The organism is Pseudomonas sp. HTZ2 (assembly GCF_033173945.1).
GTDB classification, from domain to species: Bacteria; Pseudomonadota; Gammaproteobacteria; order Pseudomonadales; family Pseudomonadaceae; genus Aquipseudomonas; species Aquipseudomonas guariconensis.
This window is the reverse complement of the sequence record NZ_CP137332.1, coordinates 1,715,452-1,739,137: the sequence shown is the minus strand read 5'-3', so window position 1 is coordinate 1,739,137 and position 23,686 is coordinate 1,715,452. Positions and strand designations below refer to the sequence as shown.

General features: G+C 62.5%; 21 protein-coding genes. 11 read left to right on the top strand and 10 right to left on the bottom strand.

The features are described 5' to 3' along the window. The first annotated feature begins 57 nt into the window (after window positions 1-57). The 9 genes from R6G97_RS08150 (at window position 58) to R6G97_RS08110 (ending at window position 13,570) form a co-directional block, all read left to right on the top strand. A complete protein-coding gene (locus R6G97_RS08150) occupies window positions 58-657 on the top strand; it encodes a LysE/ArgO family amino acid transporter (RefSeq protein ID WP_043213572.1) in 600 nt (199 codons plus the stop codon). 257 nt (window positions 658-914) lie between these two features. Next, window positions 915-1,511 (top strand): superoxide dismutase, encoded by a 597-nt coding sequence (locus tag R6G97_RS08145; RefSeq protein WP_043213571.1) that lies wholly within the window; start codon window positions 915-917, stop codon window positions 1,509-1,511. A 306-nt stretch (window positions 1,512-1,817) separates the two neighbouring features. Then, a complete protein-coding gene (locus R6G97_RS08140) occupies window positions 1,818-3,869 on the top strand; it encodes a putative bifunctional diguanylate cyclase/phosphodiesterase (RefSeq protein ID WP_090344922.1) in 2,052 nt (683 codons plus the stop codon). A 140-nt stretch (window positions 3,870-4,009) separates the two neighbouring features. Next, complete coding sequence (locus R6G97_RS08135; protein WP_102081634.1) at window positions 4,010-5,344, top strand: imelysin family protein; 1,335 nt, start codon at window positions 4,010-4,012, stop codon at window positions 5,342-5,344. Between the two features lie 193 nt (window positions 5,345-5,537). Further along, complete coding sequence (locus R6G97_RS08130) at window positions 5,538-6,965, top strand: di-heme oxidoreductase family protein (protein WP_182816323.1); 1,428 nt, start codon at window positions 5,538-5,540, stop codon at window positions 6,963-6,965. Window positions 6,966-6,983: 18 nt separating this feature from the next. Next, the gene (locus R6G97_RS08125) at window positions 6,984-8,048 is read left to right on the top strand and encodes an imelysin family protein (protein ID WP_043213561.1); all 1,065 of its coding nucleotides are present in this window, start codon (window positions 6,984-6,986) and stop codon (window positions 8,046-8,048) included. Between the two features lie 2 nt (window positions 8,049-8,050). Continuing rightward, window positions 8,051-9,148 (top strand): DUF1513 domain-containing protein, encoded by a 1,098-nt coding sequence (locus tag R6G97_RS08120; RefSeq protein ID WP_317847979.1) that lies wholly within the window; start codon window positions 8,051-8,053, stop codon window positions 9,146-9,148. Between the two features lie 191 nt (window positions 9,149-9,339). Beyond that, window positions 9,340-10,491, top strand: coding sequence for an efflux RND transporter periplasmic adaptor subunit (locus tag R6G97_RS08115; RefSeq protein ID WP_317847978.1), 1,152 nt, complete (start codon window positions 9,340-9,342; stop codon window positions 10,489-10,491). 13 nt (window positions 10,492-10,504) lie between these two features. Further along, window positions 10,505-13,570, top strand: coding sequence for a multidrug efflux RND transporter permease subunit (locus R6G97_RS08110; RefSeq protein ID WP_197852781.1), 3,066 nt, complete (start codon window positions 10,505-10,507; stop codon window positions 13,568-13,570). Between the two features lie 116 nt (window positions 13,571-13,686). On the opposite strand, the gene R6G97_RS08105 is transcribed toward R6G97_RS08110, so the two are convergent. The 5 genes from R6G97_RS08105 to colR form a co-directional block, all read right to left on the bottom strand. Then, a complete protein-coding gene (locus R6G97_RS08105; RefSeq protein ID WP_070576137.1) occupies window positions 13,687-13,914 on the bottom strand; it encodes a hypothetical protein in 228 nt (75 codons plus the stop codon). Continuing rightward, a complete protein-coding gene (locus tag R6G97_RS08100; protein ID WP_043213550.1) occupies window positions 13,911-14,612 on the bottom strand; it encodes a lipopolysaccharide kinase InaA family protein in 702 nt (233 codons plus the stop codon). The genes R6G97_RS08105 and R6G97_RS08100 overlap by 4 nt, the downstream gene beginning before the upstream one ends. A 6-nt stretch (window positions 14,613-14,618) precedes the next feature. Further along, window positions 14,619-15,299 (bottom strand): class I SAM-dependent methyltransferase, encoded by a 681-nt coding sequence (locus tag R6G97_RS08095; protein ID WP_182816332.1) that lies wholly within the window; start codon window positions 15,297-15,299, stop codon window positions 14,619-14,621. Window positions 15,300-15,405: 106 nt separating this feature from the next. Further along, window positions 15,406-16,734, bottom strand: coding sequence for a sensor histidine kinase (locus R6G97_RS08090; RefSeq protein ID WP_317847976.1), 1,329 nt, complete (start codon window positions 16,732-16,734; stop codon window positions 15,406-15,408). Next, window positions 16,724-17,407 (bottom strand): two-component system response regulator ColR, encoded by a 684-nt coding sequence (colR, locus tag R6G97_RS08085; protein ID WP_043213544.1) that lies wholly within the window; start codon window positions 17,405-17,407, stop codon window positions 16,724-16,726. The genes R6G97_RS08090 and colR overlap by 11 nt, the downstream gene beginning before the upstream one ends. A gap of 177 nt (window positions 17,408-17,584) precedes the next feature. Between colR and R6G97_RS08080 the strand changes: the two genes are divergently transcribed. Continuing rightward, complete coding sequence (locus R6G97_RS08080) at window positions 17,585-18,313, top strand: phosphatase PAP2 family protein (RefSeq protein WP_043213542.1); 729 nt, start codon at window positions 17,585-17,587, stop codon at window positions 18,311-18,313. A 158-nt stretch (window positions 18,314-18,471) separates the two neighbouring features. Here the strand turns inward: R6G97_RS08080 and groL are convergent, their stop codons facing one another. The 5 genes from groL to R6G97_RS08055 all read right to left on the bottom strand — a co-directional run bounded on the left by groL (window position 18,472) and on the right by R6G97_RS08055 (window position 23,146). Next, window positions 18,472-20,115: a chaperonin GroEL gene (gene groL / locus R6G97_RS08075; RefSeq protein WP_043213539.1), complete on the bottom strand. Its 1,644-nt coding sequence runs from the start codon at window positions 20,113-20,115 to the stop codon at window positions 18,472-18,474. A gap of 50 nt (window positions 20,116-20,165) precedes the next feature. Continuing rightward, the gene (locus R6G97_RS08070) at window positions 20,166-20,459 is read right to left on the bottom strand and encodes a co-chaperone GroES (protein WP_009395550.1); all 294 of its coding nucleotides are present in this window, start codon (window positions 20,457-20,459) and stop codon (window positions 20,166-20,168) included. 276 nt (window positions 20,460-20,735) lie between these two features. After that, entirely contained in the window at window positions 20,736-21,197 is a 462-nt protein-coding gene (locus tag R6G97_RS08065; protein WP_043213533.1) for an FxsA family protein, read from the bottom strand. Window positions 21,198-21,263: 66 nt separating this feature from the next. Continuing rightward, complete coding sequence (locus R6G97_RS08060) at window positions 21,264-21,995, bottom strand: HugZ family pyridoxamine 5'-phosphate oxidase (protein ID WP_090344909.1); 732 nt, start codon at window positions 21,993-21,995, stop codon at window positions 21,264-21,266. A gap of 143 nt (window positions 21,996-22,138) precedes the next feature. Beyond that, window positions 22,139-23,146 (bottom strand): DUF481 domain-containing protein, encoded by a 1,008-nt coding sequence (locus tag R6G97_RS08055; RefSeq protein WP_043213529.1) that lies wholly within the window; start codon window positions 23,144-23,146, stop codon window positions 22,139-22,141. A 153-nt stretch (window positions 23,147-23,299) separates the two neighbouring features. On the opposite strand from R6G97_RS08055, the gene R6G97_RS08050 reads away from it, so the two are divergent. Further along, a complete protein-coding gene (locus R6G97_RS08050) occupies window positions 23,300-23,653 on the top strand; it encodes an MGMT family protein (protein ID WP_070576155.1) in 354 nt (117 codons plus the stop codon). Window positions 23,654-23,686: the final 33 nt, after the last annotated feature.

Genomic DNA, 23,686 nt, shown 5'->3' with positions numbered 1-23,686 from the left:
CATCTTCTTGGGTAATCAACGCCGGCGCTTGTTCGGCGTCAGTGGAGTGTTCCTGTTATGTGGCAAAGCTATCTGAACGGCATGCTGGTGGCATTCGGCCTGATCATGGCCATCGGCGCACAGAACGCCTTCGTCCTGGCCCAGAGCCTGCGCCGCGAGCATCACTTGCCGGTGGCCGCGCTGTGCATCATCTGCGATGCCATCCTGGTGGCCGCCGGGGTGTTCGGCCTGGCCACGGTCCTGGCTCACAACCCGACCTTGCTGGCGGTCGCACGCTGGGGCGGTGCGGTGTTCCTCATTTGGTACGGGGCCAAGGCACTGCGTAGCGCGTGCTCCAAGCAGAGCCTGCAACACCAGCAAGGCCAAGGCATGCGCTCGCGTCGCGCGGTGTTGCTCAGCGCCCTGGCAGTGACCCTGCTCAACCCTCATGTCTACCTCGACACCGTGCTGCTGATCGGCTCGCTGGGCGCCCAACAGACCGTACCTGGGGCCTATGTGGCCGGCGCCGCCAGTGCCTCGCTGGTGTGGTTCTCGACCCTTGCGCTGGGCGCGGCCTGGCTTGCGCCATGGCTCGCCCGTCCAGCCACCTGGCGCCTGCTGGACCTGATGGTGGCTGTGATGATGTTCGCCGTCGCCGCGCAATTGATCTTTTCTTGAAGGGTGAGTTCTAAGCTGCAAGCTGCAAGCCAAAGGCAGACACGGCGCCCTCTTCCAACTTGAAGCTTGAAGCTTGACGCTTGCGTGAAGCTCGCAGCGCCCACTATTCCCTATGTTTGTTGCGTGGTTATGCGCAAGGGCCGGTGCTATGATCCAGCCCTTGCGTCGCAAAGCGTGTCAAACGCGCTGACGCACCTCGGGCCGCCCGTGATCGGCCTTGCGCAAACCGCGAACAGACCTGAATCAGGAGATCCACCATGGCTTTTGAATTGCCGCCGCTGCCGTACGCCCACGATGCCCTGCAGCCGCACATCTCCAAGGAAACCCTGGAGTATCACCACGACAAGCACCACAACACCTATGTCGTGAACCTGAACAACCTGGTCCCAGGCACCGAATTCGAGGGCAAGTCCCTGGAAGACATCGTCAAGACCTCCTCGGGTGGCATCTTCAACAACGCCGCTCAAGTCTGGAACCACACCTTCTACTGGAACTGCCTGTCGCCAAACGGCGGCGGCCAGCCAACCGGCGCCCTGGCCGATGCCATCACCAAGGCTTTCGGTTCCTTCGACAAGTTCAAGGAAGAGTTCACCAAGACTTCCGTCGGCACCTTCGGTTCCGGCTGGGGCTGGCTGGTGAAGAAGGCCGACGGTTCCCTGGCCCTGGCCAGCACCATCGGCGCCGGCAACCCGCTGACCAGCGGCGACACCCCGCTGCTGACCTGCGACGTCTGGGAACACGCCTACTACATCGACTACCGCAACCTGCGTCCTAAGTACGTCGAGGCGTTCTGGAACCTGGTCAACTGGGCCTTCGTGGCCGAGCAGTTCGAAGGCAAAACCTTCAAGGCCTGATGCCTGGGGTAACCTTCGATCCAAGAAATCCGACGCTCATGCGTCGGATTTTTTTTTGTGCAGATTTCGCCTATGAGGCCCTCGCGCACACACACGCCTCGCCGGCGCTTGCCCACACCCGATAGCGCGCTAACATGAATCTTCTGGAAAGTTGATACAGCGCACTCAAGTCGCCAGTCCCCACAACCGATATATTGCCCATGAGAGGATGAACGACGGCCGTCACCTGTCGCGACAATCGGTCGATAGTGTATTGCCAAAGGTAATGGCAAAATAATGGCATGCGCATGGATTAAGGAAACCCCATTGAAGCTGGAATTTCGGGACAGCTTGTCGGTCAAGTTGCTCAGGGTCGTGCTGCTCTCGGCGCTGGCTGTCGGCGTTGTCCTCAGCTGCGCGCAGATCGTCTATGACGCCTACAAGACCCGCCAGTCCGTCAACAACGATGCCCAACGCATCCTCGACATGTTCCGCGACCCGTCTACCCAAGCGGTCTACAGCCTTGACCGGGAGATGGGCATGCAGGTCATGGAAGGCCTGTTCCAGGACGCTTCAGTGCGCGCGGCCTCCATCGGCCACCCCAACGAAACCATGCTCGCGGAAAAATCCCGTCCGCTTCAGGACACGCCCGCACGCTGGCTGACCGACCTGATCCTCGGTCAGCAAAGGACCTTCACCACCCAACTGGTCGGCCGTGGGCCGTACAGCGAGTATTACGGCGACCTGAGCATCACCCTGGACACGGCCACCTATGGCGAAGGCTTTCTGATCAATGCAGTGATCATCTTCATTTCCGGGGTGCTGCGCGCGCTCGCCATGGGCCTGGTGCTGTATCTGGTCTATCACTGGCTGCTGACCAAGCCATTGTCCAAGCTCATCGAGCACCTCACCCAGATCAATCCCGACCGCCCCAGCCAGCATGAGATCCCGCTGCTCAAGGGCCATGAAAAGAACGAGCTGGGGCTGTGGGTCAACACCGCCAACCAGTTGCTGGCCTCCATCGAACGCAACACCCACCTGCGCCACGAAGCCGAGAACAGCCTACAACGCATGGCCCAGTACGACTTCCTCACCGGGCTGCCAAACCGCCAGCAATTCCAGCAGCAGTTGGACAAGATTCTCGTCGATGGTGGCCGCCTGCAGCGCCGGGTCGCGGTGTTGTGCGTGGGGCTGGACGATTTCAAGGGCATCAACGAGCAATTCAGCTATCAAGTCGGCGATCAATTGTTGCTGGCCTTGGCCGACCGCCTGCGTGCCCACAGCGGCCGCCTCGGCGCCCTGGCGCGGCTCGGTGGGGACCAGTTCGCCCTGGTCCAGGCCGACATCGAACAACCGTACGAGGCCGCCGAGCTCGCCCAGAGCATCCTCGACGACCTGGAAATGCCCTTCCCCCTGGATCACCAGAACATCCGGCTGCGCGCTACCATCGGCATCACCTTGTTCCCCGAAGATGGCGACAGCACCGAGAAACTGCTGCAAAAAGCCGAGCAGACCATGACCTTGGCCAAGGCCCGCTCCCGTAACCGCTACCAGTTCTATATCGCCAGCGTCGACAGCGAGATGCGTCGGCGCCGCGAGCTGGAAAAAGACCTGCGCGAAGCCCTGCCGCGCAACCAGTTGTACCTGGTGTACCAACCCCAGATCAGCTACCGCGATCACCGTGTGGTCGGCGTCGAAGCCCTGTTGCGCTGGCAGCACCCAGAGCTGGGCATGGTTCCGCCCGACCAGTTCATCCCTCTGGCCGAACAGAACGGCAGCATCATCGGCATCGGCGAGTGGGTGCTCGACCAGGCCTGCCGACAGTTGCGTGAATGGCACGACCTGGGCTTCAGCGACCTGCGCATGGCCGTCAACCTGTCCACCGTGCAGCTGCACCACAGCGAGCTGCCCCGGGTGGTCAACAACCTGTTGCAGATCTACCGCCTGCCCCCGCGCAGCCTGGAGCTGGAGGTGACCGAGACCGGCCTGATGGAGGACATCAGCACCGCCGCCCAGCACTTGCTGAGCCTGCGCCGCTCCGGGGCGCTGATCGCCATCGATGACTTCGGGACCGGTTACTCCTCGCTCAGCTACCTGAAGTCGTTGCCGCTGGACAAGATCAAGATCGACAAGAGCTTCGTCCAGGACCTGCTGGATGACGATGACGACGCCACCATCGTCCGGGCTGTCATCCAGCTAGGCAAGAGCCTGGGCATGCAGGTGATCGCCGAAGGCGTGGAAACCGCCGAGCAGGAAGCCTACATCATCGCCCAGGGCTGCCATGAGGGTCAGGGCTACCACTACAGCAAGCCGCTGTCGGCTCGCGAACTGACGGCCTTCCTCAAGCACGCGCAGCGCAACCAAGTCACCGCGTTCTGACCCCAGCGACCGCTTGATCGCGAAAGCGACCCTTGCGCATGAATTGCGCACCTGCCCCTTTACACAAAATGCAAATCTTTCGCATTATGTTGCGGTTTCGCAGGCCACACTGTCCAACCTCACGACGCAGGATACCTACAATGATTCGAATGCCTCTGGCCTCCGCCAGTCTGCTGGCCATCGCCATCGCCCTCGCCGGTTGCGGTGAGAGCAAGGATGACAAGGCTGCCGCGCCGCAAGCCCAGGCACCGGCTGCCGCAAGCGCCACCGCAGCGCCCGGGGCTGTCGACGAAGCGGCCGGCAAGGCCGTGGTCAAGCACTATGCCGAGATGGTCCACGCCGTCTACAGCGACTCGCTGAGCACCGCCAAGACCCTGCAGACCGCCATCGACGCCTTCCTGGCCAAGCCCAACGACCAGACCCTGATGGCTGCCAAGCAAGCCTGGGCAGCGGCTCGTGTGCCGTACCTGCAGAGCGAAGTGTTCCGCTTCGGCAACACCATCATCGACGACTGGGAAGGCCAGGTGAACGCATGGCCTCTGGACGAAGGCCTGATCGATTACGTCGACAAGAGCTACGAGCACGCCCTGGGCAACCCAGCGGCCAGCGCCAACATCATTGCCAACACCGAAGTCCAGGTCGGCGAAGAAAAGGTCGACGTCAAGGACATCACCCCTGAGAAACTGGCCAGCCTGAACGAGCTGGGCGGTTCCGAGGCCAACGTCGCCACCGGCTATCACGCCATCGAATTCCTGCTGTGGGGCCAGGACCTCAACGGCACCGGCCCAGGCGCCGGCAACCGCCCGGCTTCGGACTACCTGGAAGGCCAAGGCGCCACTGGCGGTCACAACGAGCGCCGTCGCGCCTACCTGAAGGCCGTGACCCAACTGCTGGTCCAGGATCTGGAAGAAATGGTCGCCAACTGGGCGCCGAACGTCAGCGACAACTACCGCGCCAAGCTGGAGGCCGAGCCTGTGGCCGATGGTCTGCGCAAAATGCTGTTCGGTATGGGCAGCCTGTCGCTGGGCGAACTGGCCGGTGAGCGCATGAAGGTCTCCCTGGAGGCCAACTCGCCAGAAGACGAGCAGGACTGCTTCAGCGACAACACCCACTACTCGCACTTCTACGACGCCAAGGGTATCCGCAACGTCTACCTGGGCGAGTACACCCGCGCCGACGGCTCCAAGCTGAGCGGCCCGAGCTTGTCGGAGTTGGTCGCCAAGGTCGATCCGGCCACCGACGCCACCCTCAAGGCGGACTTGGAAGCCACCGAGGCGAAGATCCAGGTCATGGTCGACCACGCCCTCAAAGGCGAACACTACGACCAGCTGATCGCGGCTGACAACGCTGCTGGCAACCAGATCGTGCGTGACGCCATCGCATCCCTGGTCAAGCAGACCGGCTCGATCGAGCAAGCCGCCGGCAAGCTGGGCATCGCCAACCTGAACCCGGACACCGCCGATCACGAATTCTGATCCGGATCCAGTGGTTCGACAGAGGCGGCCTTCGGGCCGCCTTTTTCATGGCCGGAAAATTCACTGCCGCAGACGCGAGCCAACGACAACCTGACATCGATTTCATCAAGGCAATTGCAAATTGCTCTTATTCAAATTCCGTCACCCTGCTAAGCTTGCACGCCGGTTTTTTAGCACTCACCCAGGATCCTCGATGCCCGCGTCGCTGCTCCGACTCTCTCCCTTGCTGCTGGTCGCCGCCCTGGCCGCCTGTGATGACGCCCCGCGTTTCACCCAGGCCGAGCCCGGCGAAGCCCTTTCCGCCGGCAAGGCCACCGTGCAGCGCAGCGACCGCAACGCCTTTTCCCTGCCCTCGGCCAATCTCTCGCCAGAGCGGCGCCTGGACTTCAGTGTCGGCAACAGCTTCTTCCGCAACCCCTGGGTGATCGCCCCCTCCACCACCACCGCCCGTGATGGCTTGGGCCCGCTGTTCAATACCAACGCTTGCCAGAACTGCCATGTGCGCGATGGGCGTGGCCATCCACCTGAGCCCGACGCCAGCAACGCGGTCTCGATGCTGGTGCGCCTGTCGATTCCCGATCAGGCGCAATACGCCAAGGAAATCGAACGCCTGGGCGTGGTGCCGGAGCCGGTGTATGGCACGCAACTGCAAGACATGGCCGTCCCCGGCGTGGCACCGGAGGGCAAGGTGCGGGTGGATTACACCAGCGAGACCGTCACCTTCGAGGACGGCCATGTGGTGGAGCTGCGTCGTCCGGCGCTGCAGATCACCCAGCTCGGCTACGGACCGATGCACCCCGATACCCGTTTCTCCGCCCGTGTGGCCCCGCCGATGATCGGCCTGGGCCTGCTGGAGGCGATCCCGGAGGCCGCAATCCTTGCCAATGCCGATCCGGACGATCGCAACGGCGATGGCATCCGTGGACGCCCCAACCAGGTCTGGGACCAGACGACGAACAAGACCGTGCTCGGCCGCTTCGGCTGGAAAGCCGGGCAGCCCAACGTGAACCAGCAGAACGTCCATGCCTTTGCCGGCGACATGGGCCTGACCAGCACCTTGCAGCCGGTCGATGACTGCACGCCTGCCCAGGTCGATTGCCTGGCCGCCCCCAACGGCGACGGCACAGGCGGCGAGAAAGAAGTCAGCGACAATATCCTGCGCCTGGTCACCTTCTACACCCGTAATCTAGGCGTGCCGGCGCGCCGCGACGTCGGCGCGCCCCAGGTATTGGCCGGCAAGAACCTGTTCTTCCAGGCCGGCTGCCAAGGCTGTCATACCCCGCAGTTCACCACCGGCCCCGACACCCACGAACCCGAACTGGCCAACCAGGTGATCCGGCCGTACAGCGACCTGCTGCTGCACGACATGGGGCCAGGCCTGGCCGACAACCGCAGCGAATTCAAAGCCTCCGGGCAGGATTGGCGTACCCCTCCACTGTGGGGTATCGGCCTGACCGAAACGGTCAGCGGCCACACCCAGTTCCTGCATGACGGCCGCGCCCGCAATCTGCTGGAGGCCGTGCTCTGGCACGGCGGCGAAGCCGAAGCGGCGCGCAACCATGTACTGACCTTCAATGCCGAGCAACGCGCTGCGCTGCTGGCCTTTTTGAACTCACTTTAACGCGCAAGGAGCCGGGCAATGTTCCGACCCAAACTGTTGTTCACCAGCCTCGCCGCACTCGCCCTCGGTGCCTGCTCGCCCCAGGACCCGCAGGCTGTGACCTCCGCCGCCATCGCCAAGCAGGTGATCCTGCCGACCTACAGCCGTTGGGTCGAAGCCGACCGCCAGCTGGCCGCCAGCGCCCTGGCTTATTGCGAAGGCAAGGAGTCGCTCGAGACCGCGCGCGCCGATTTCCTCAACGCCCAAAAGGCCTGGGCCGAGCTGCAACCGCTGCTGGTCGGCCCGCTGGCCGAAGGTAACCGCGCCTGGCAAGTCCAGTTCTGGCCCGACAAGAAAAACCTGGTCGGCCGTCAGGTCGAGCAACTGGTCGCCGGCGACAAGCCGATTGACGCCGAGACACTGGGCAAGTCCAGCGTCGTGGTACGCGGCCTGTCCGCCTACGAATACATCCTGTTCGACAGCAAGCCGGACGTCGCCACGCCTGAGCAGAAGGCCCGCTATTGCCCATTGCTGGTGGCCATCGGCGAGCACCAGAAGGCCCTGGCCGAGGAGATCCTCAAAGGCTGGAACAGCACCGATGGCATGCTCTCGCAGATGACCAAGTTCCCCAACCAGCGCTACGCCGATTCCCACGAGGCGATCGCCGACCTGCTGCGTGCCCAGGTCACCGCCCTGGACACCCTGAAGAAGAAGCTTGGCGCTCCGATGGGCCGCCAGAGCAAGGGCATCGCCCAGCCGCTGCAGGCCGAAGCCTGGCGCAGCCAGTCCTCGCTCAAGAGCCTGGAAGCCAGCCTCAAGGCCGCCCAGGCGGTTTGGGTCGGCGTCGACAACCAGGGCCTGCGCGCCTTGCTGGGCAAGGACCAGGCTGCCCTGGCGCAGAAGATCGACGACGCCTACGCCGCCTCGCTCAAGCTGCTGGAGGCCAACGACAAGCCGTTGGGCGAACTGTTGGCCGACGACGCTGGCAAACAGACCCTCGACCAGATCTACGACAGCCTCAACGCCGTCCACCGCCTGCACGAAGGTGACCTGGCCAAGGCACTCAACATCCAGCTGGGCTTCAATGCCAACGACGGTGACTGATCATGCTGCGACGCCAGGCCCTCAAACTCGGTAGCGTCGTGCTCAGCGCCCTCACCCTGGGCGGCTGGAGCCTGTTTCGCAACAGCGCCAGCGAACCCCTGCTGCTCTCGGCGCGCGACGATGGCGACGGCAGGCACTATGCCGTCGGTTACCGTCTGGACGGCACCCAGGTGTTCGCCACCCAGGTGGCCCAGCGTTGCCATGACATCATCAACCACCCCGAGCGGCCGATCGCCCTGTTCGTGGCACGTCGACCAGGCACCGAAAGCTACCTGATCGACCTGCGCGACGGGCGCCTGCTGCAGACCGTCACCTCGCAACCGGACCGGCACTTCTACGGCCACGCGGTGATTCATAAAAGCGGTGAGTGGCTGTACGCCACCGAGAACGACACCACCGATCCGGGGCGTGGCGTGCTGGGCATCTACCGCTTCGAAGGTGATCGCCTGGTCCACAGCGGTGAGATTGCTACCCACGGCATCGGCCCGCACCAGGTATCCTGGCTGCCGGACGGCGAAACCCTGGTGGTGGCCAACGGCGGTATCCGCACCGAGGCCGAAAGCCGGGTGGAAATGAACCTCGACGCCATGGAGCCCAGCCTGGTGCTGATGCGGCGCGACGGTACCCTGCTGAGCAAGGAAACCCTCGCCCAGCAGATGAACAGCGTGCGCCATCTGGCCGTCGGCAGCGACGGCACCATCGCCGCCTGCCAGCAGTTCATGGGCGATGCCCACGAGACCGCCGAATTGCTCGCGATCAAGCGTCCAGGCGAACCGTTCAAGGCCTTCCCGGTGCCCGAGCGACAGTTGCAGTCGATGGCCCAGTACACCGCCAGCGTCGCCATCCACAGCGACCTGCGCCTGGTGGCGTTGACCGCACCACGGGCCAACCGCTTGTTCATCTGGGACCTGGACAGCGGTGCGGTCAAGCTCGACGCGCCGATGCCCGACTGTGCGGGCGTGGGCGCGGTGAAGGACGGTTTCGTGGTCACCTCAGGCCAAGGGCGCTGCCGGTTCTATGACTGCCGCAAAGCAGAGCTGGTCGCCCAGCCGCTGAACCTGCCGTCCGGGTTCTGGGACAACCACCTGCACCTGGCCTAGGGGACCGCACGGCCCTTTCGCGGCCACCCCGCGAAAGGGCTGCAAACCTGCGTGTTCGCCCATCGGCGACCACCTGTCCATCCCCGCCTTCCCCCATCCCTGAAAAACAGGCAATACTTCTCCCATCCGCACGTGGGCAGGATCGCCCGTTGTCGTGCCAGACGAACAACAACTATCCAAGGAACCGGACTATGCTGCGCCGCCGCATGCTGATCATGTTGGCCGTGGTCCTGCTGATCGTATTGACCTTAGGTGGCATCAAGGCGTTCTCGATCTACAAGCAGATCCAGATGTTCTCCGCACCGAAACCGCCGGTCAGCGTCGCTGCGGCAGTGGCCGAAGAGCGCCAGTGGCAGGAGCGTCTGCCTGCGATCGGCAGTCTCAAGGCGTTCCAGGGCGTCGAGTTGAGCCTGGAAGTGGCCGGCACAGTCAAATCGCTGCATTTCGAGTCGGGCCAGAAGGTCAAGGCCGGCCAGCTTCTGTTGCAACTGGACCACGACCAGGAGACCGCACTGCTCGGCACAGCCCAGGCAGACCTGGGCCTGGCCAAGGTGGACTTCGGCCGGGGCAGCCAGTTGGTTGGCGATTCGGCGATTTCCCGCGGCGAGTTCGACCGCCTCACCGCCCAGTACCGACGCAACCAGGCCGTCGTCGACCAGCTCAAGGCCTCCCTGGCCAAGAAAAGCATCAGCGCGCCCTTCAGCGGCACCATCGGTATTCGCCAGGTGGACGTGGGCGACTACCTCGCCAGCGGCACAGTGATCGCCACCCTGCAGGATCTCTCCAGCCTGTATGTCGACTTCAACGTGCCCGAGCAAACCCTGCCCCAACTGAGCCTCGGCCAGCAGGTGCTGGTGCAAGTGGCGGCCTACCCGGGCCAGACTTTCCCTGCCAGCCTGAGCGCCATCAACCCCAAGGTCGAGGAAAGCACCCGCAACCTGTTGCTGCGCGCCACCCTGGCCAACCCCGACGGCAAGCTGCTGCCTGGCATGTTCGCCAGTTTGCTGGTGCTGTTGCCCGACCCGCGACCTCAAGTGGTGGTACCGGAAAGCGCCATTACCTACACGCTCTATGGCAACTCGGTGTACGTGGTCGCCCAGAAGAAAGACAAGAACGGACAGGTGGAAAAGGCCGCCGACGGCCAGCCGCAACTGGTCGCCGAACAGCGAACGGTCAAGACCGGAGAACGTCGTGATGGTCTAGTGGTGGTGGGCGAAGGCCTCAAGGCGGGTGAACAGGTGGTGACCGCCGGCCAGCTGAAGCTCACGCCTGGCACGGCCATCCGCATCAGCCACGACAAAGCCCTCCAGCTGGACGGCCAGCGCGCCTCCGGCGCCAACTGATCAGGAGGCTGGCATGGCGTTCACCGACCCGTTCATCCGCCGCCCGGTCCTGGCCAGCGTGGTCAGCCTGTTGATCCTGCTGCTGGGCTTCCAGGCCTGGAGCAAGCTGCAGATCCGCCAATACCCGCAGATGGAAAACGCCCTGATCACGGTGACCACCGCCTATCCCGGGGCCAATGCCGAGACCATTCAGGGCTATATCACCCAACCTTTGCAACAGAGCCTGGCCAGCGCCGACGGCATCGACTACATGACCTCGGTGAGCCGCCAGAACTTCTCGGTGATCTCGGTCTATGCACGCATCGGCGCTGACACTGACCGCCTGTTCACGCAACTGCTGGCCAAGGCCAACGAGGTACGTAACAAGCTGCCCCAGGACTCCGAAGACCCGGTGCTGAGCAAAGAGGCCGCCGACGCCTCGGCCCTGATGTACATCAGCTTCTACAGCCAGCAGATGAGCAACCCACAGATCACCGATTACCTTTCGCGTGTGATCCAGCCCAAGCTGGCCACACTGCCTGGCATGGCCGAGGCGGAAATCCTCGGCAATCAGGTGTTCGCCATGCGCATCTGGCTGGACCCTGTGAAGCTGGCAGGCTTTGGCCTGGCGGCCACCGACGTGACCAACGCGGTCCGCCGCTACAACTTTCTCTCCGCTGCCGGCGAAGTCAAAGGCGAGTACGTGGTCACCAGCATCAACGCCACCACCGAGCTCAAATCCGCCGAGGCCTTTGCCAAGCTGCCGGTCAAGACCGTCGGCGACAGGCGTGTGCTGCTGGGCGATGTAGCGCGGGTGGAAATGGGCGCGGAGAACTACGACACGGTCAGCTCCTTCGACGGTACGCCTTCGGTGTACATCGGCATCAAGGCCACCCCCGCCGCCAACCCGCTGGAGGTGATCAAGGAAGTCCGGCGGATCATGCCGACGCTGGAAGCGCAGTTGCCGTCGAATCTCAAGGTCTCCATCGCCTACGACGCGACCTTGTTCATCCAGGCTTCCATCGATGAGGTGATCAAGACCCTCGGCGAGGCCGTGCTGATCGTCATTGTCGTGGTGTTCCTGTTCCTGGGTGCCCTGCGCTCGGTGCTCATCCCGGTGGTGACCATTCCGCTGTCGATGATCGGCGTATTGTTCTTCATGCAGATGATGGGTTACTCGCTGAACCTTTTGACCTTGCTGGCCATGGTGCTGGCCATCGGCCTGGTGGTGGATGACGCCATTGTCGTGGTGGAGAACATCCACCGGCACATGGAAGAAGGCAAGACGCCCTTCGAGGCCGCCCTGGAAGGCGCTCGGGAGATCGCCATGCCGGTGGTGTCGATGACCATCACCCTGGCGGCGGTCTATGCCCCCATCGGCTTTCTCACAGGCCTGACCGGCGCGCTGTTCAAGGAGTTCGCGCTGACGTTGGCCGGGGCGGTGGTCATCTCCGGCATCGTCGCCCTGACCCTGTCGCCGATGATGTGCGCCCTGCTGCTGCGCCACGAACAGAACCCCAGCGGTCTTGCCCATCGCCTGGACGTGCTGTTCGACGGCCTCAAGGTCCGCTACCAACGCCTGCTGCACGGCACCCTGAACAGCCGGCCGGTGGTGCTGGTGTTCGCCGTGATCGTGTTGTGCCTGATCCCGGTGCTCTTGATGTTCACCCATAACGAACTGGCGCCGGACGAGGACCAGGGGGTGATCTTCATGATGAGCAATGCCCCGCAAACGGCCAACCTGGACTACCTCAACGCCTACACCGATCAGTTCACACCGGTGTTCAAGACCTTCCCCGAGTACTACTCATCGTTCCAGATCAACGGCTTCAATGGGGTGCAGAGCGGTATCGGGGGCTTTCTGCTCAAGCCTTGGAACGAACGCGAGCGCACCCAGATGGAGTTGTTGCCGCTGGTGCAAGCCAAACTGGAAGAAATCGGCGGACTGCAGATCTTCGGCTTCAACTTGCCGTCGCTCCCGGGCACAGGCGAAGGCCTGCCGTTCCAGTTCGTGATCAATACCGCAGGCGACTACCCTGCCCTGCTGGAGGTGGCCGAACGGATCAAGGCCCGCGCCCAGGCATCAGGCAAGTTCGCCTTCCTCGACATCGACCTGGCCTTCGACAAGCCCGAGGTGGTGGTGGACATCGACCGGGACAAGGCAGCGCAGATGGGCGTGTCCATGGATGATCTGGGCGGCACCCTGGCAACGTTGCTGGGCGAGGGCGAAATCAACCGTTTCACCCTTGAGGGGCGTAGCTACAAAGTCATCGCCCAGGTCGAACGGCCCTACCGGGACAACGCCGGCTGGCTGAACAACTACTACGTGAAGAACGATCAGGACCAGTTACTGCCCTTGTCGACCCTGATCACCGTCAGCGACCGCGCAAGGCCCCGCCAGCTCAACCAATTCCAGCAACTGAACTCGGCGATCATCCAGGGCTTTCCACTGGTCAGTGTCGGCGAGGCGCTGCAGACCGTGCAGGCGATCGCCCAAGAGGAGGCTCCGGAAGGGTTCTCGTTCGATTACGCTGGCACCGCACGGCAGTTCGTCCAGGAAGGCAGCGCCTTGTGGGTCACCTTTGGTCTGGCGCTGGCGATCATCTTCCTGGTGCTGGCGGCGCAGTTCGAAAGTTTCAGGGATCCGCTGGTGATTCTGGTCACGGTGCCGCTCTCCATCTGCGGCGCCCTGTTGCCGCTGTTCCTCGGCGTTTCGAGCATGAACATCTACACCCAGGTGGGGCTGGTGACGCTGATCGGCCTGATCAGCAAGCACGGCATTCTGATCGTCGAGTTCGCCAACCAGTTGCGCGAGCGGATGGGCGTGGATGCCCGCGAGGCCATAGAAGTCGCCGCAGCCATACGCCTGCGGCCGGTGCTGATGACCACCGCAGCTATGGTATTCGGCATGGTGCCGTTGATCCTGGCGACCGGGGCCGGTGCGGTCAGCCGCTTCGACATCGGCATGGTCATCGCCACCGGCATGTCGATCGGCACATTGTTCACCCTGTTCGTGTTGCCCAGCATCTACACGCTGTTGGCGCACCGGACCGTGGCGACGTCTTCACGGGTACCCCCGGTCCCACCAGGTCCGCCCTGATCCCTTTGGGAACGGGTTTTACCCGCGATGCGGTCAATACAAACAAAATTGGCGGGCAATAAAAAACGCCAGGGGCCCTTCATTGGGCCCCTGGCGCTTCACCATCACGCGCTCGATCAACCGAACGGTCGCAGCCCTTGGCGCATACCGAACAGGAACAGCAACAGGTCATGATCCGGCTGGGCCGTATTCTGCTGCTTCACTTCGCGGGGCACCGCGCACAGGCCACCGATTTCGGCCTTGCTGAACACCGCCGGTCTAGGCTCTTCCCACGCCGCCACAGCAGCGGTGGTCACTGCCAGTGCCGCGACCAGGAACAAAGCTCGAGCGATTTCTAGTTTCATTGCTCTAACCCTTTGACAGCGCTGCCAAACGCCATCTGGTAAAAATAGAGCAGGCTCTGCCACTGTGCATCGTTGAGTGACGAATGGCGCCGCAATTGGCGCAGGTCCTTGGCGGCTGCGCGCTGGCAACTGATGCGCCGGCGGCACTTTTCCAGGTCCAGCAGCGCGACTTCGGCCCGGGCCTTCTCGCCCTCGCCGATGACCTTGACGAACACATGCTTGCCATACAGGCAGCCGTGCTGCCAATGGCCCAAGTGCATGCGCGCCAGATTGTCGGCCAGCTCCTTGAGCATGCGTTCGTGCAGCACTTGCGGGTAACGCTCGCGGGCGCCTTCGGCATGCCAGGTGTCCAGGTCGACGAACCCGTCGAGCGCCTCGCTCACCAGCAGGGCTCGCCATTGGTGATCGGCGCCGCGCTCGGCGCCAGCGAACACCAACCGCGGCACACGCACGCCAAGCTGCTCGAAACTGTTCAGGGCATCCAGCTCACGCAGTACCGTCGGGCGGCCGAACGGATGGCGCAGGCTGCGATAGATGTGACCGACCTGACGCTTGGCATACAGGACCTTGCCCTTCGCGTCGCTCAGACGCTGCACACCACTCTCCCCACCGCGCCGCTGGTTGGGCTCCTCCACCCATTCACCCTGTTGCTGCCAGTAGTACTCGAAATCGGACATCGCATTGCCGGCCACTGCCATGAACACCTACCCCTTGCGTAATACGTATACCCGCCACATCGCATACAATGGCAGGAAATCCAGACGGTCCTGAATTCTGAAACCGGCTGTAACAAACTCATTTTCGATGGTATCAACCGGCAACACAAAGCGATTTTGATAACTGCCCTGCGCGGCCTTCGCACTGCGCCGATGCTCGAGCTTCTTGCGTCGCCAGGCCTTGAAGTTGCCATCGACCCACAGCGACAGGATCACGCTGTCGCGGCTGACCCGATGAAACTCCGAGAGGATCGTCTTGCGGTGGTCGGCATCGCCGATGTGGTGGAACAGGCGCATGCAGAAAATGCTGTCCACCGCGTTGTCCGGCAAATCGATAGCGAATGCGGAAGTCTGCAAGGGTCGCACCCGGGCAACCACCTCTGGCGGCTGGGAAGTACAGGCGGTCTCGATCATGTCGGCGGAATTGTCGGCGCCGATGATCACCCGATTGGGCTTTTCCGCCAATAGCGGCCAGAAACGCCCTGCACCACACGGCAGGTCGAGTACCAGGCCAGGCTCCCCTGCAAGCGCCAGGGCGCGGCGGGCCAGTTGTTCGTCACGGTAATGGGAAAGGCGGCGTGCCAGACCATCTTGATGCTTGAGGAAGTACTCCTGGGCATGCTGACGGTCATACTTCTCGGAAAATGGGAGTTTGATCGGGCTCCGCATTGGGCATCTCCTGATTCAATTCCACCCACTCTACGGAGCGAAGCGTTGGAATCAGGTTATGCCCATGTGAAAAATCCGTCATGCCTGCAACAGCATATTTCAGGTATCACCCCAACAGTGGGGCTTGGTCGCCGGCCTCGCTGTCCGCTGTAATCGCCTTGCCTCTGCTCAGGTCCACCTGGAAGCGACAGCCATGAGGCAACGTCGCCGTCAGGGTGACGCGCCAGCCCTGGTCGTCGCAGATCCGCTGCACCAGCGACAACCCCAGACCCAGGCCCTCGCCACGGCGTTCGTCACCGCGCACGAAGGGGCGGAACATCGCTTCGCGCTGCTCCTCAGGGATGCCCACACCGCTGTCCTCGACGCTGAAACCGTTCGGTTCCAGGCTCAGACAAATGTAGCCACTGTCGGTGTAGTGGGCGGCATTGCGCAGGAGATTGCCCATCACCGATTGCAGGAACGTCGCGTTGTACAACACCGGGCTCGCACTGACCCGGCCGTCGTAATAAAGGGTCAGGCCCTTCTGTTCGATGGTATCGCGCCAAACCCCTACCAGGTCGTCGGCCACTTCGCTCAAGGTCGCCTGCGAAGCGACGGCGCCTTCATCGCGCTGGGCACGGGCCAGCATCAGGAAGGTCTTGACCAGCTCACGCATCTCCTCGGTCGCCCGCGCGATGCGCTCCACCTGGCTGCGTGAACGGCTGTCCAGGTTGGGATTCTCCATCAGCAGTTCGCAGGAGGTGGCGAGCACCATCAGCGGCGTGCGCAGCTCATGGCTGACATCGCTGGTGAACAACCGCTCGCGGGTCAGTGCATCGCGCAAGCGGCCGAGCGTATCGTCGAAGGCCACGGCCAACTGCCCGACCTCGTCCGCGGCATAGTCCGGGGCCAGCGGGGGTGCCAGGCCCAGCAACTGGTCCCGGTGGCGGACCTGCCGGGCCAGGCGGATCACCGGGGCCATCACTCGCCTTGCCAACAGCCAGCCCAGGGTCACCGCCAATACCAGGCTGAGCACGAAGCCCACCACCACGACCGCGAACAGCACCCGCTCGCGCTCTTCGAAATCGCTCTGGTCCTGCAGCAGCACGTAGCGCCGGCCATCGACGATCTCGACCATCGCGTGATAGGAAAGCTGGTCGCGGAACACCTCGTGGAAGCCCGGCGTCAGGTGCCGCAAGTCCTTGGGCAGTTCGAAATCGTCACGCCCGCCACTGAAGTAGAACAGCTGGTCAGGACGGGGCCGGTGGCTCCAGTCGCTGATGCTGTCCATGCGCAACAAGCGCTGCAGATCGCCACCGAGCACGGCGGAGATCAAACGCTCCTCGACCAGGTGGACCGTGGCGACGATGCCGAAAGCGAAGGCTCCGGCCACCAGGGCGCTCATCAACGCAAAGGCGATGATGATGCGCTGGGCAAGACTTTGCTTAAACTCCATCACGGCCCTCGGCGAGGCGATAGCCGACGCCATGGACGGTATGCAGCAACGGTTTCTCGAAGGGTTTGTCGATGACCTGACGCAACTGGTGTACATGGCTGCGCAAGCTGTCGCTGTCGGGGCAGTCGTCCCCCCAGAGGGCTTCTTCCAGCACCTCGCGGCGCAGCACGTGCGGACTCTTCTGCATCAGCACGGCCAGCAGCTTGAGGCCGACCGGGTTGAGCTTGAGCAGGCGGCCCTGGCGAGTGACCTCCAGGGTGTCGAGGTCATAGCTCAGATCAGCGACCTGCAACGTGCGTCGGCCGCCCCCCTGAGAGCGTCGCAGCACTGCCTCGATACGCGCTGCCAGCTCCGACAGGGCAAAAGGCTTGAGCAGATAATCGTCGGCGCCGGAACGGAAGCCCTGCAGGCGATCATCGAGCTGATCGCGGGCGGTGAGCATGATCACCGGGGTATCACGGCGGGCATCTTCGCGCAGGCGTTTGCACAGGGTGTAACCGTCGATCCCAGGCAGCATGATATCGAGCACGATCAGGTCGTAGTGTTCGGTCGCGGCAAGATGCAGCCCTGACAGGCCATCCTGAGCGCAGTCGACGGTATAGCCTTTCATCCCAAGGTAGTCGGCCAGGTTGGCGAGGATATCGCGGTTGTCTTCAACCAGTAGAATGCGCATCGGTTTCTCCTGTACGACGCTTTCGCTCTGCGCGGCAGGCGCAGCTTAAGGCCATCGCCCGCGCCGCGCCAGCCTTAGGGCATTTGGCCGTTGCTGACGTATTTTTCACTGATCCTTCACGAACCCAGGATAGCCGCAGGCCGACAATGCCCGGCATTTATCGTCCCTGGAGTCGTCATGCAAGAAACCACCCGCCCCCGCCCGATCAACCTCTGGTTGTACCTGGGTATTCCGCTGGCCACCGTGGTGGCCCTGCTCCTGAGTGAGTGGACCTCTTTGGACATGGACGTGGCCAATCTGGCCTTCGACCCAGTGGCTGGGGCATTCATCGGCCGTCATAGCTATTTTCTGGAAAACATCCTGCATGACCGGGTCAAGCAGATCGTGATCGTCATGGGTTTGCTGTCCATTGTCGCCTTCATCGCCAGCTTCTTCTGGTCGCGCCTGTTCGGCTGGCGTCGCGAACTGGGTTGCCTGGTACTGGCGCTGGCGCTCTCCACCTCCTTCGTCACCCCACTCAAGGCGGTGACCGAAGTCCAGTGCCCCTGGAGCCTGAGCCAGTTCGGCGGCAAGGAAACCTATAGCAAATTGATGGAGCATCGTCCGCAAACCGACAAGCCTGGCCGCTGCTGGCCAGGCGGCCACGCGGCAACGGGTTTCAGCCTGTTTGCGCTGTTCTTCATGCTGCGCGATCGCAGACCACGTCTGGCCCGTGCAGCCTTCACCGTAGCGTTCGTGACCGGTACCGTGCTGTCCATCGGCCGTATGCTGCAAGGGGCACACTTCCTGTCGCACAACGTATGGACGGCGGTTTTCTGCTGGTTGATCGGGCTGGGCTGCTATTACCTGGTCTTGTATCGCCGAGGCATTGCGCTGGAGGCAGTGCCTCAACGCAGCGTGGCCTGAAGGAGCACTGTGCGCCCCATCGCAAGCTGTCGCCAGCTGCCACATCGTTCTGTGGGAGCGGGTTTACCCGCGAGAAGCTGCGCCACCGGAGCAAAACACACGCCCAAGAAAAAGCCCCGCACTAGGCGGGGCTTTTTCATGCAGCGGGTGAGGCTGGCTTACATCATGCCGCCCATGCCACCCATGCCGCCCATGTCAGGCATGCCGCCTGCAGCTGGCTTGTCTTCCGGCAGGTCGGCAACCATGGCTTCGGTGGTGATCATCAGACCACCGATCGAAGCTGCGGCTTGCAGAGCCGAACGGGTGACCTTGGCTGGGTCCAGGATACCCATCTCGATCATGTCGCCGTATTCGCCGGTAGCAGCGTTGTAGCCGTAGTTGCCCGAACCTTGCTTGACCTTGTCAGCGACAACGCTTGGCTCGTCGCCGGCGTTGGCAGTGATCTGGCGCAGCGGTGCTTCGACCGAGCGACGCAGCAGAGCGATACCGACGTTCTGGTCTTCGTTGTCGCCTTTGAGTTCGGCAACGGCCTGCAGAGCGCGAACCAGGGCAACACCACCGCCAGGCACCACGCCTTCTTCGACGGCTGCGCGGGTAGCGTGCAGGGCGTCTTCAACGCGGGCTTTCTTCTCTTTCATCTCGACTTCGGTGCCAGCACCGACCTTGATCACGGCAACACCGCCAGCCAGCTTGGCCAGACGCTCTTGCAGCTTCTCACGGTCGTAGTCCGAAGAGGTTTCTTCGATCTGGGCACGGATCTGCTTGACGCGTGCTTCGATGTCAGCGTCGGAACCTGCGCCGTCGATGATGGTGGTGTTTTCCTTGGACAGGATGACGCGCTTGGCGTTACCCAGGTGCTCCAGGGTGGTGGTTTCCAGGGTCAGGCCGATTTCTTCGGAGATGACCTGGCCACCAGTCAGGGTGGCGATGTCCTGCAGCATGGCCTTGCGGCGGTCGCCGAAGCCAGGTGCCTTGACAGCCGCGACCTTGACGATGCCGCGCATGTTGTTGACGACCAGGGTAGCCAGGGCTTCGCCTTCGACGTCTTCAGCAACGATCAGCAGCGGACGGCCGGCCTTGGCAACGGCTTCCAGCACTGGCAGCAGTTCGCGGATGTTGGAGATCTTCTTGTCGACCAGCAGCAGCAGCGGGCCTTCCAGCTCGGCAACCATGGTGTCCGGCTTGTTGACGAAGTAAGGCGACAGGTAGCCGCGGTCGAACTGCATGCCTTCTACGACGGACAGTTCGTTTTCCAGGCCCGAGCCTTCTTCGACGGTGATGACGCCTTCTTTACCGACTTTTTCCATGGCTTCGGCGATGATTTCACCGATGGAGCTGTCGGAGTTGGCGGAGATGGTACCTACCTGGGCGATGGCCTTGGAGTCGGCGCAAGGCTTGGACAGGTTCTTCAGCTCGGCGACGATGGCAGCAGTGGCCTTGTCGATGCCGCGCTTGAGGTCCATCGGGTTCATGCCGGCGGCAACGGCCTTCAGGCCTTCGTTGACGATGGCCTGAGCCAGAACGGTAGCGGTGGTGGTGCCGTCACCGGCAGCGTCGTTGGCCTTGGAAGCGACTTCCTTGACCAGCTGGGCGCCCATGTTCTCGAAGGCGTCTTTCAGCTCGATTTCCTTGGCAACGGAAACGCCGTCCTTGGTGATGGTCGGAGCGCCGAAGCTCTTGGCCAGGACAACGTTACGGCCTTTCGGGCCTAAGGTCGCTTTTACTGCGTCAGCCAGAACGTTAACGCCAACCAGCATTTTTTTACGGGCGGAATCGCCGAATTTTACGTCTTTAGCAGCCATGATCGTTTAATCCTTGAATTCTAGAATGCTTCTGGAAACCGGGAGGGGAATCAGCCTTCGACGACAGCGAGGATTTCGTTCTCGCTCATCACCAGCAGGTCTTCGCCGTCGACTTTGACGGTGTTGCTGCCCGAATAAGGGCCGAAGACCACTTTGTCGCCCACTTTGACGGCCAGGGCACGAACTTCGCCGTTGTCCAGGATGCGACCGGTGCCGACGGCGACGACTTCGCCGCGGTTTGGTTTTTCAGCGGCCGAACCCGGCAGGACGATACCGCCAGCGGTTTTCGATTCTTCTTCGCTGCGACGGATGACGACGCGGTCATGCAGAGGACGAAGCTTCATTGTCGATCTCTCCCAAATTGTGGTTTTCATCGGCCGGTGTCGATACCGGCGGGTTGATACGGTCCGGCGTTGCCGGTCAGGGCTCGCACGGGACGAACCCCGTATATATGTCTGGTGTCGCCACCAGAAACCTTGCGGTGACCCATACATGTGGTCGGCAAAATCAATTACAAGGCTTGGCTCGGAAAATTTTTCATCGACTTGAAAAAAGCGAGGGCCGCATCGCCTTCCATCGCAGCTTTACCTGCGATCGAAGGCGATGCGGCCCCTGGAACGTTACTTGTCGTGCCGCTCGTACTCACCCTCGATCACATTGGGGCGATGGCCGGCATCGTTGGGACGAGGCTGGAACGGGTCATCCTGGAAGGCCCGCTGGCGCATGGCCTGGGCTTCGGCGCGCTGACGCATCTTGCGTGCGGCGAGATGACGGGTGAAAGGCAACAGGCACAGCAGGCCCAACACGTCGCTGATGAAGCCCGGCAGCAACAGCAGGCCACCGCCCAGCGCCAGCATCATGCCTTGGAACATGTCCTCGGCGGGCAGTTCGCCGCGCTGCAGACTCTCACGGGCGCGCAGGGCGGTGGCCAGCCCGGCCACCCGCATGACCAGCACACCCAAAGCGGAACCGGCGATGATCAGCAGCAGCGCCGGGAAGAAACCGATGGCGGCACTGACCTTGACGAAGACGAACAGCTCCAGCACCGGAAAAATCAGAAACAGCAATAGAAAAGCACGCATCAAAGGATCCTCGGCGGAAGAAAACCTTCCATTACGACCACCAGATGGATGCGTGGACTCGGCATTTCAACCCTCGACTTTCGCCGTAACCGGCCATTGGTCGGCGCGGGCCAGCAAGACCAAGGCTTCGCGAACCTGTATCGGCGTATTGCAAACCTGGGGGAAAGCCAACCAGTGGATACCCTGGCCGATGCGAAGGTGCATGCCCTCGCTGTCGATGCCGACCAGCTCGGCAGGTGCGGTGCGCGGCAGGTCGGTCAGCGCTACGTAATGCGCAATGGCATTGGCGTGATCACTGTTCATGTGCTCGATCATGCTCGCCTCGACCTTGCCGGCGAAGGGGTTGGCCAAGGTGACCTGGTCGAGCCAATGGATTGCGCCGAAACCACCGATGTAGCGGTGGCGCACTGGCTGCAGGACCCAGAAATCGAAATCATGGGCCTTGTGGTAGTTGGCCGCTTCGGGAAAGTAACGATAATAACGCTCGGCCGCCGCTTCGATGGCGGCCTCGTCGGTGAGCTTGTGCGCCTCGGCCATCACCGTCAGGCGCCCTACCGCCTGGACATCCTCGGCATCGCGCTCGCCCACCAGCAGAGAGCACTTGGCATCTTTCTGCAGGTTATGCGTGTGCTGGGCGATGCGGCTGATGAGGATCAGCGGGTGCCCCTCGGCGTCAAGGCAGTACGGCACCACGGAGCCGAACGGATAGCCGGGCATGGATTTGGAATGGGTCGAAAGCACGCCGCGGTATTCCTTGAGCAGGAGTTCTCGGGCGGGGCGCAGGGCGTTGTCACTCACGAAAGGCGCTCCTGGTGGCGGACTGGTTGGCTGACAAGATAAGCATTATCCCTGTCGGGTGCCATAGATTCCCCACGCGCCAGGGCGCACTGCCTTGCTACCTGGCGCTCTCTTAGCGAAGGGCTGCGTGGCAGCCCAGGCGCTTACCAGGTCACGCCAAAGCCTGCGGTGTAGCGGGTTTTGTCCAGGTCGCTGTCACGCGTGCCGCTGATGATGTCTTTCTCTGCCTTGAGGTTGAGCGAGGCCCATTCGGTGACTTTGTAGCGCAGGCCTGCCTCGGCATCCAGCGCATAGTTCGCCACACCGCCCAGCGGTTTACCCACCTCGCCGCGGGTGAACAGCTCGACACTCTTGCCGATCAGATAGCGGTTGTAGTCCCACTTCACGGCAGCGGAATAGAAATTGTCCTTGCCGCCATCGCGGTATTCGAAATCCGTGCGGTTGATCAGCGAGCCAAGGGAGAAAGCCCCCAACTCGTCGTCCCAGAACTGGTAGCCCGGGCCAGTACCCACGGTGCGCTGGCGAGCCAGGTCCTCGACATGGTCACGCTTGTATTCCATACGCCCCTGCCAGAACCACTTGTCGGTGATGAAGCGGTCCAGTGCGTATTCGGCGCTCCAGTTATTGGTGGTGGTGACGTCGTCCTTGGTCTCGCGGTTGTACTCGCCTTCGGCGTTGTGCCGCCAGCGGCCATGGCGGGCGGTGGTCTTGAAGCTGATGTCGTAGTCGTCGGTATCGTTCTCGGCGCGCTTGTAGTCCATGGCCAGGTCCACATTGCCTTTCCACAGGAAGTCTTCGACCAGCGGCTGAGGCTTCATGATCTGCTCGATGCTGGCAAGGTCCACGGTCTTGGGGACATCGCCATTGGCCAGAGTGACCTTGCCGGGCTCGGCGGCCTTGAGCGACTTGGCCTTTTCACCGCTATAGGCGTCCTGCTTGACCAGCAGTTCCTGGTCGCTTTCCAGGGTCTGCACTTGCTTCCAGTCCAAGGCGATGGCACCGCCGTAAGTGGTTTGCAACAACAGCTTGCCACCATCGAAGACCTTGATCGTGCCACTGAGCCTGTCGCCGTTTTTCATCCATACCGTGTCGGCAAACGCCGGCACGCAGGACAAGACAGCGAGAATGAAAAGCAGGGTTCTAGAATACATAAGCTGACTACAGGTTCGATTTGACGAAAAAAGCCGGGCATTATCCAGATCGCCACGACCAGAGCAAGGACAGACCCAGACCATGCCGTTGAGTTCCACTCTCATTTATCCCGACCGTTGGTCCGCTTTCATCTGCAGGCCAGGGGGCCTTTGATGTCCGGTTCATCACACGCCTCCACCGACGAGGCCCAGGCCCGACGAATGGCGCTGTACTCGGTGCTCGGCGAGATTCCACCCGGCAAGGTGGTCAGCTACGGTGAGCTGGCCGAGCTCGCAGGGCTCGGCCGCGCGGCGCGTTGGGTGGGTCGCACTCTCGGACAACTGCCTGCAGACACCCGCTTGCCCTGGCATCGGGTGCTCGGAGCCGGCGGTCGCCTGAGCCTGGCGTTGGGCACCCCGTCAGGAGACGAACAGCGCGCACGATTGCGTGCAGAAGGCGTGACAGTCAGGAACAATCGCGTGGATATGTCGCGTCACGGCTGGCGTCCAATGGAGCACAGCGGTTAGAGTGCGCGTTTTGTTTTCGCAAACTTGAGGCAG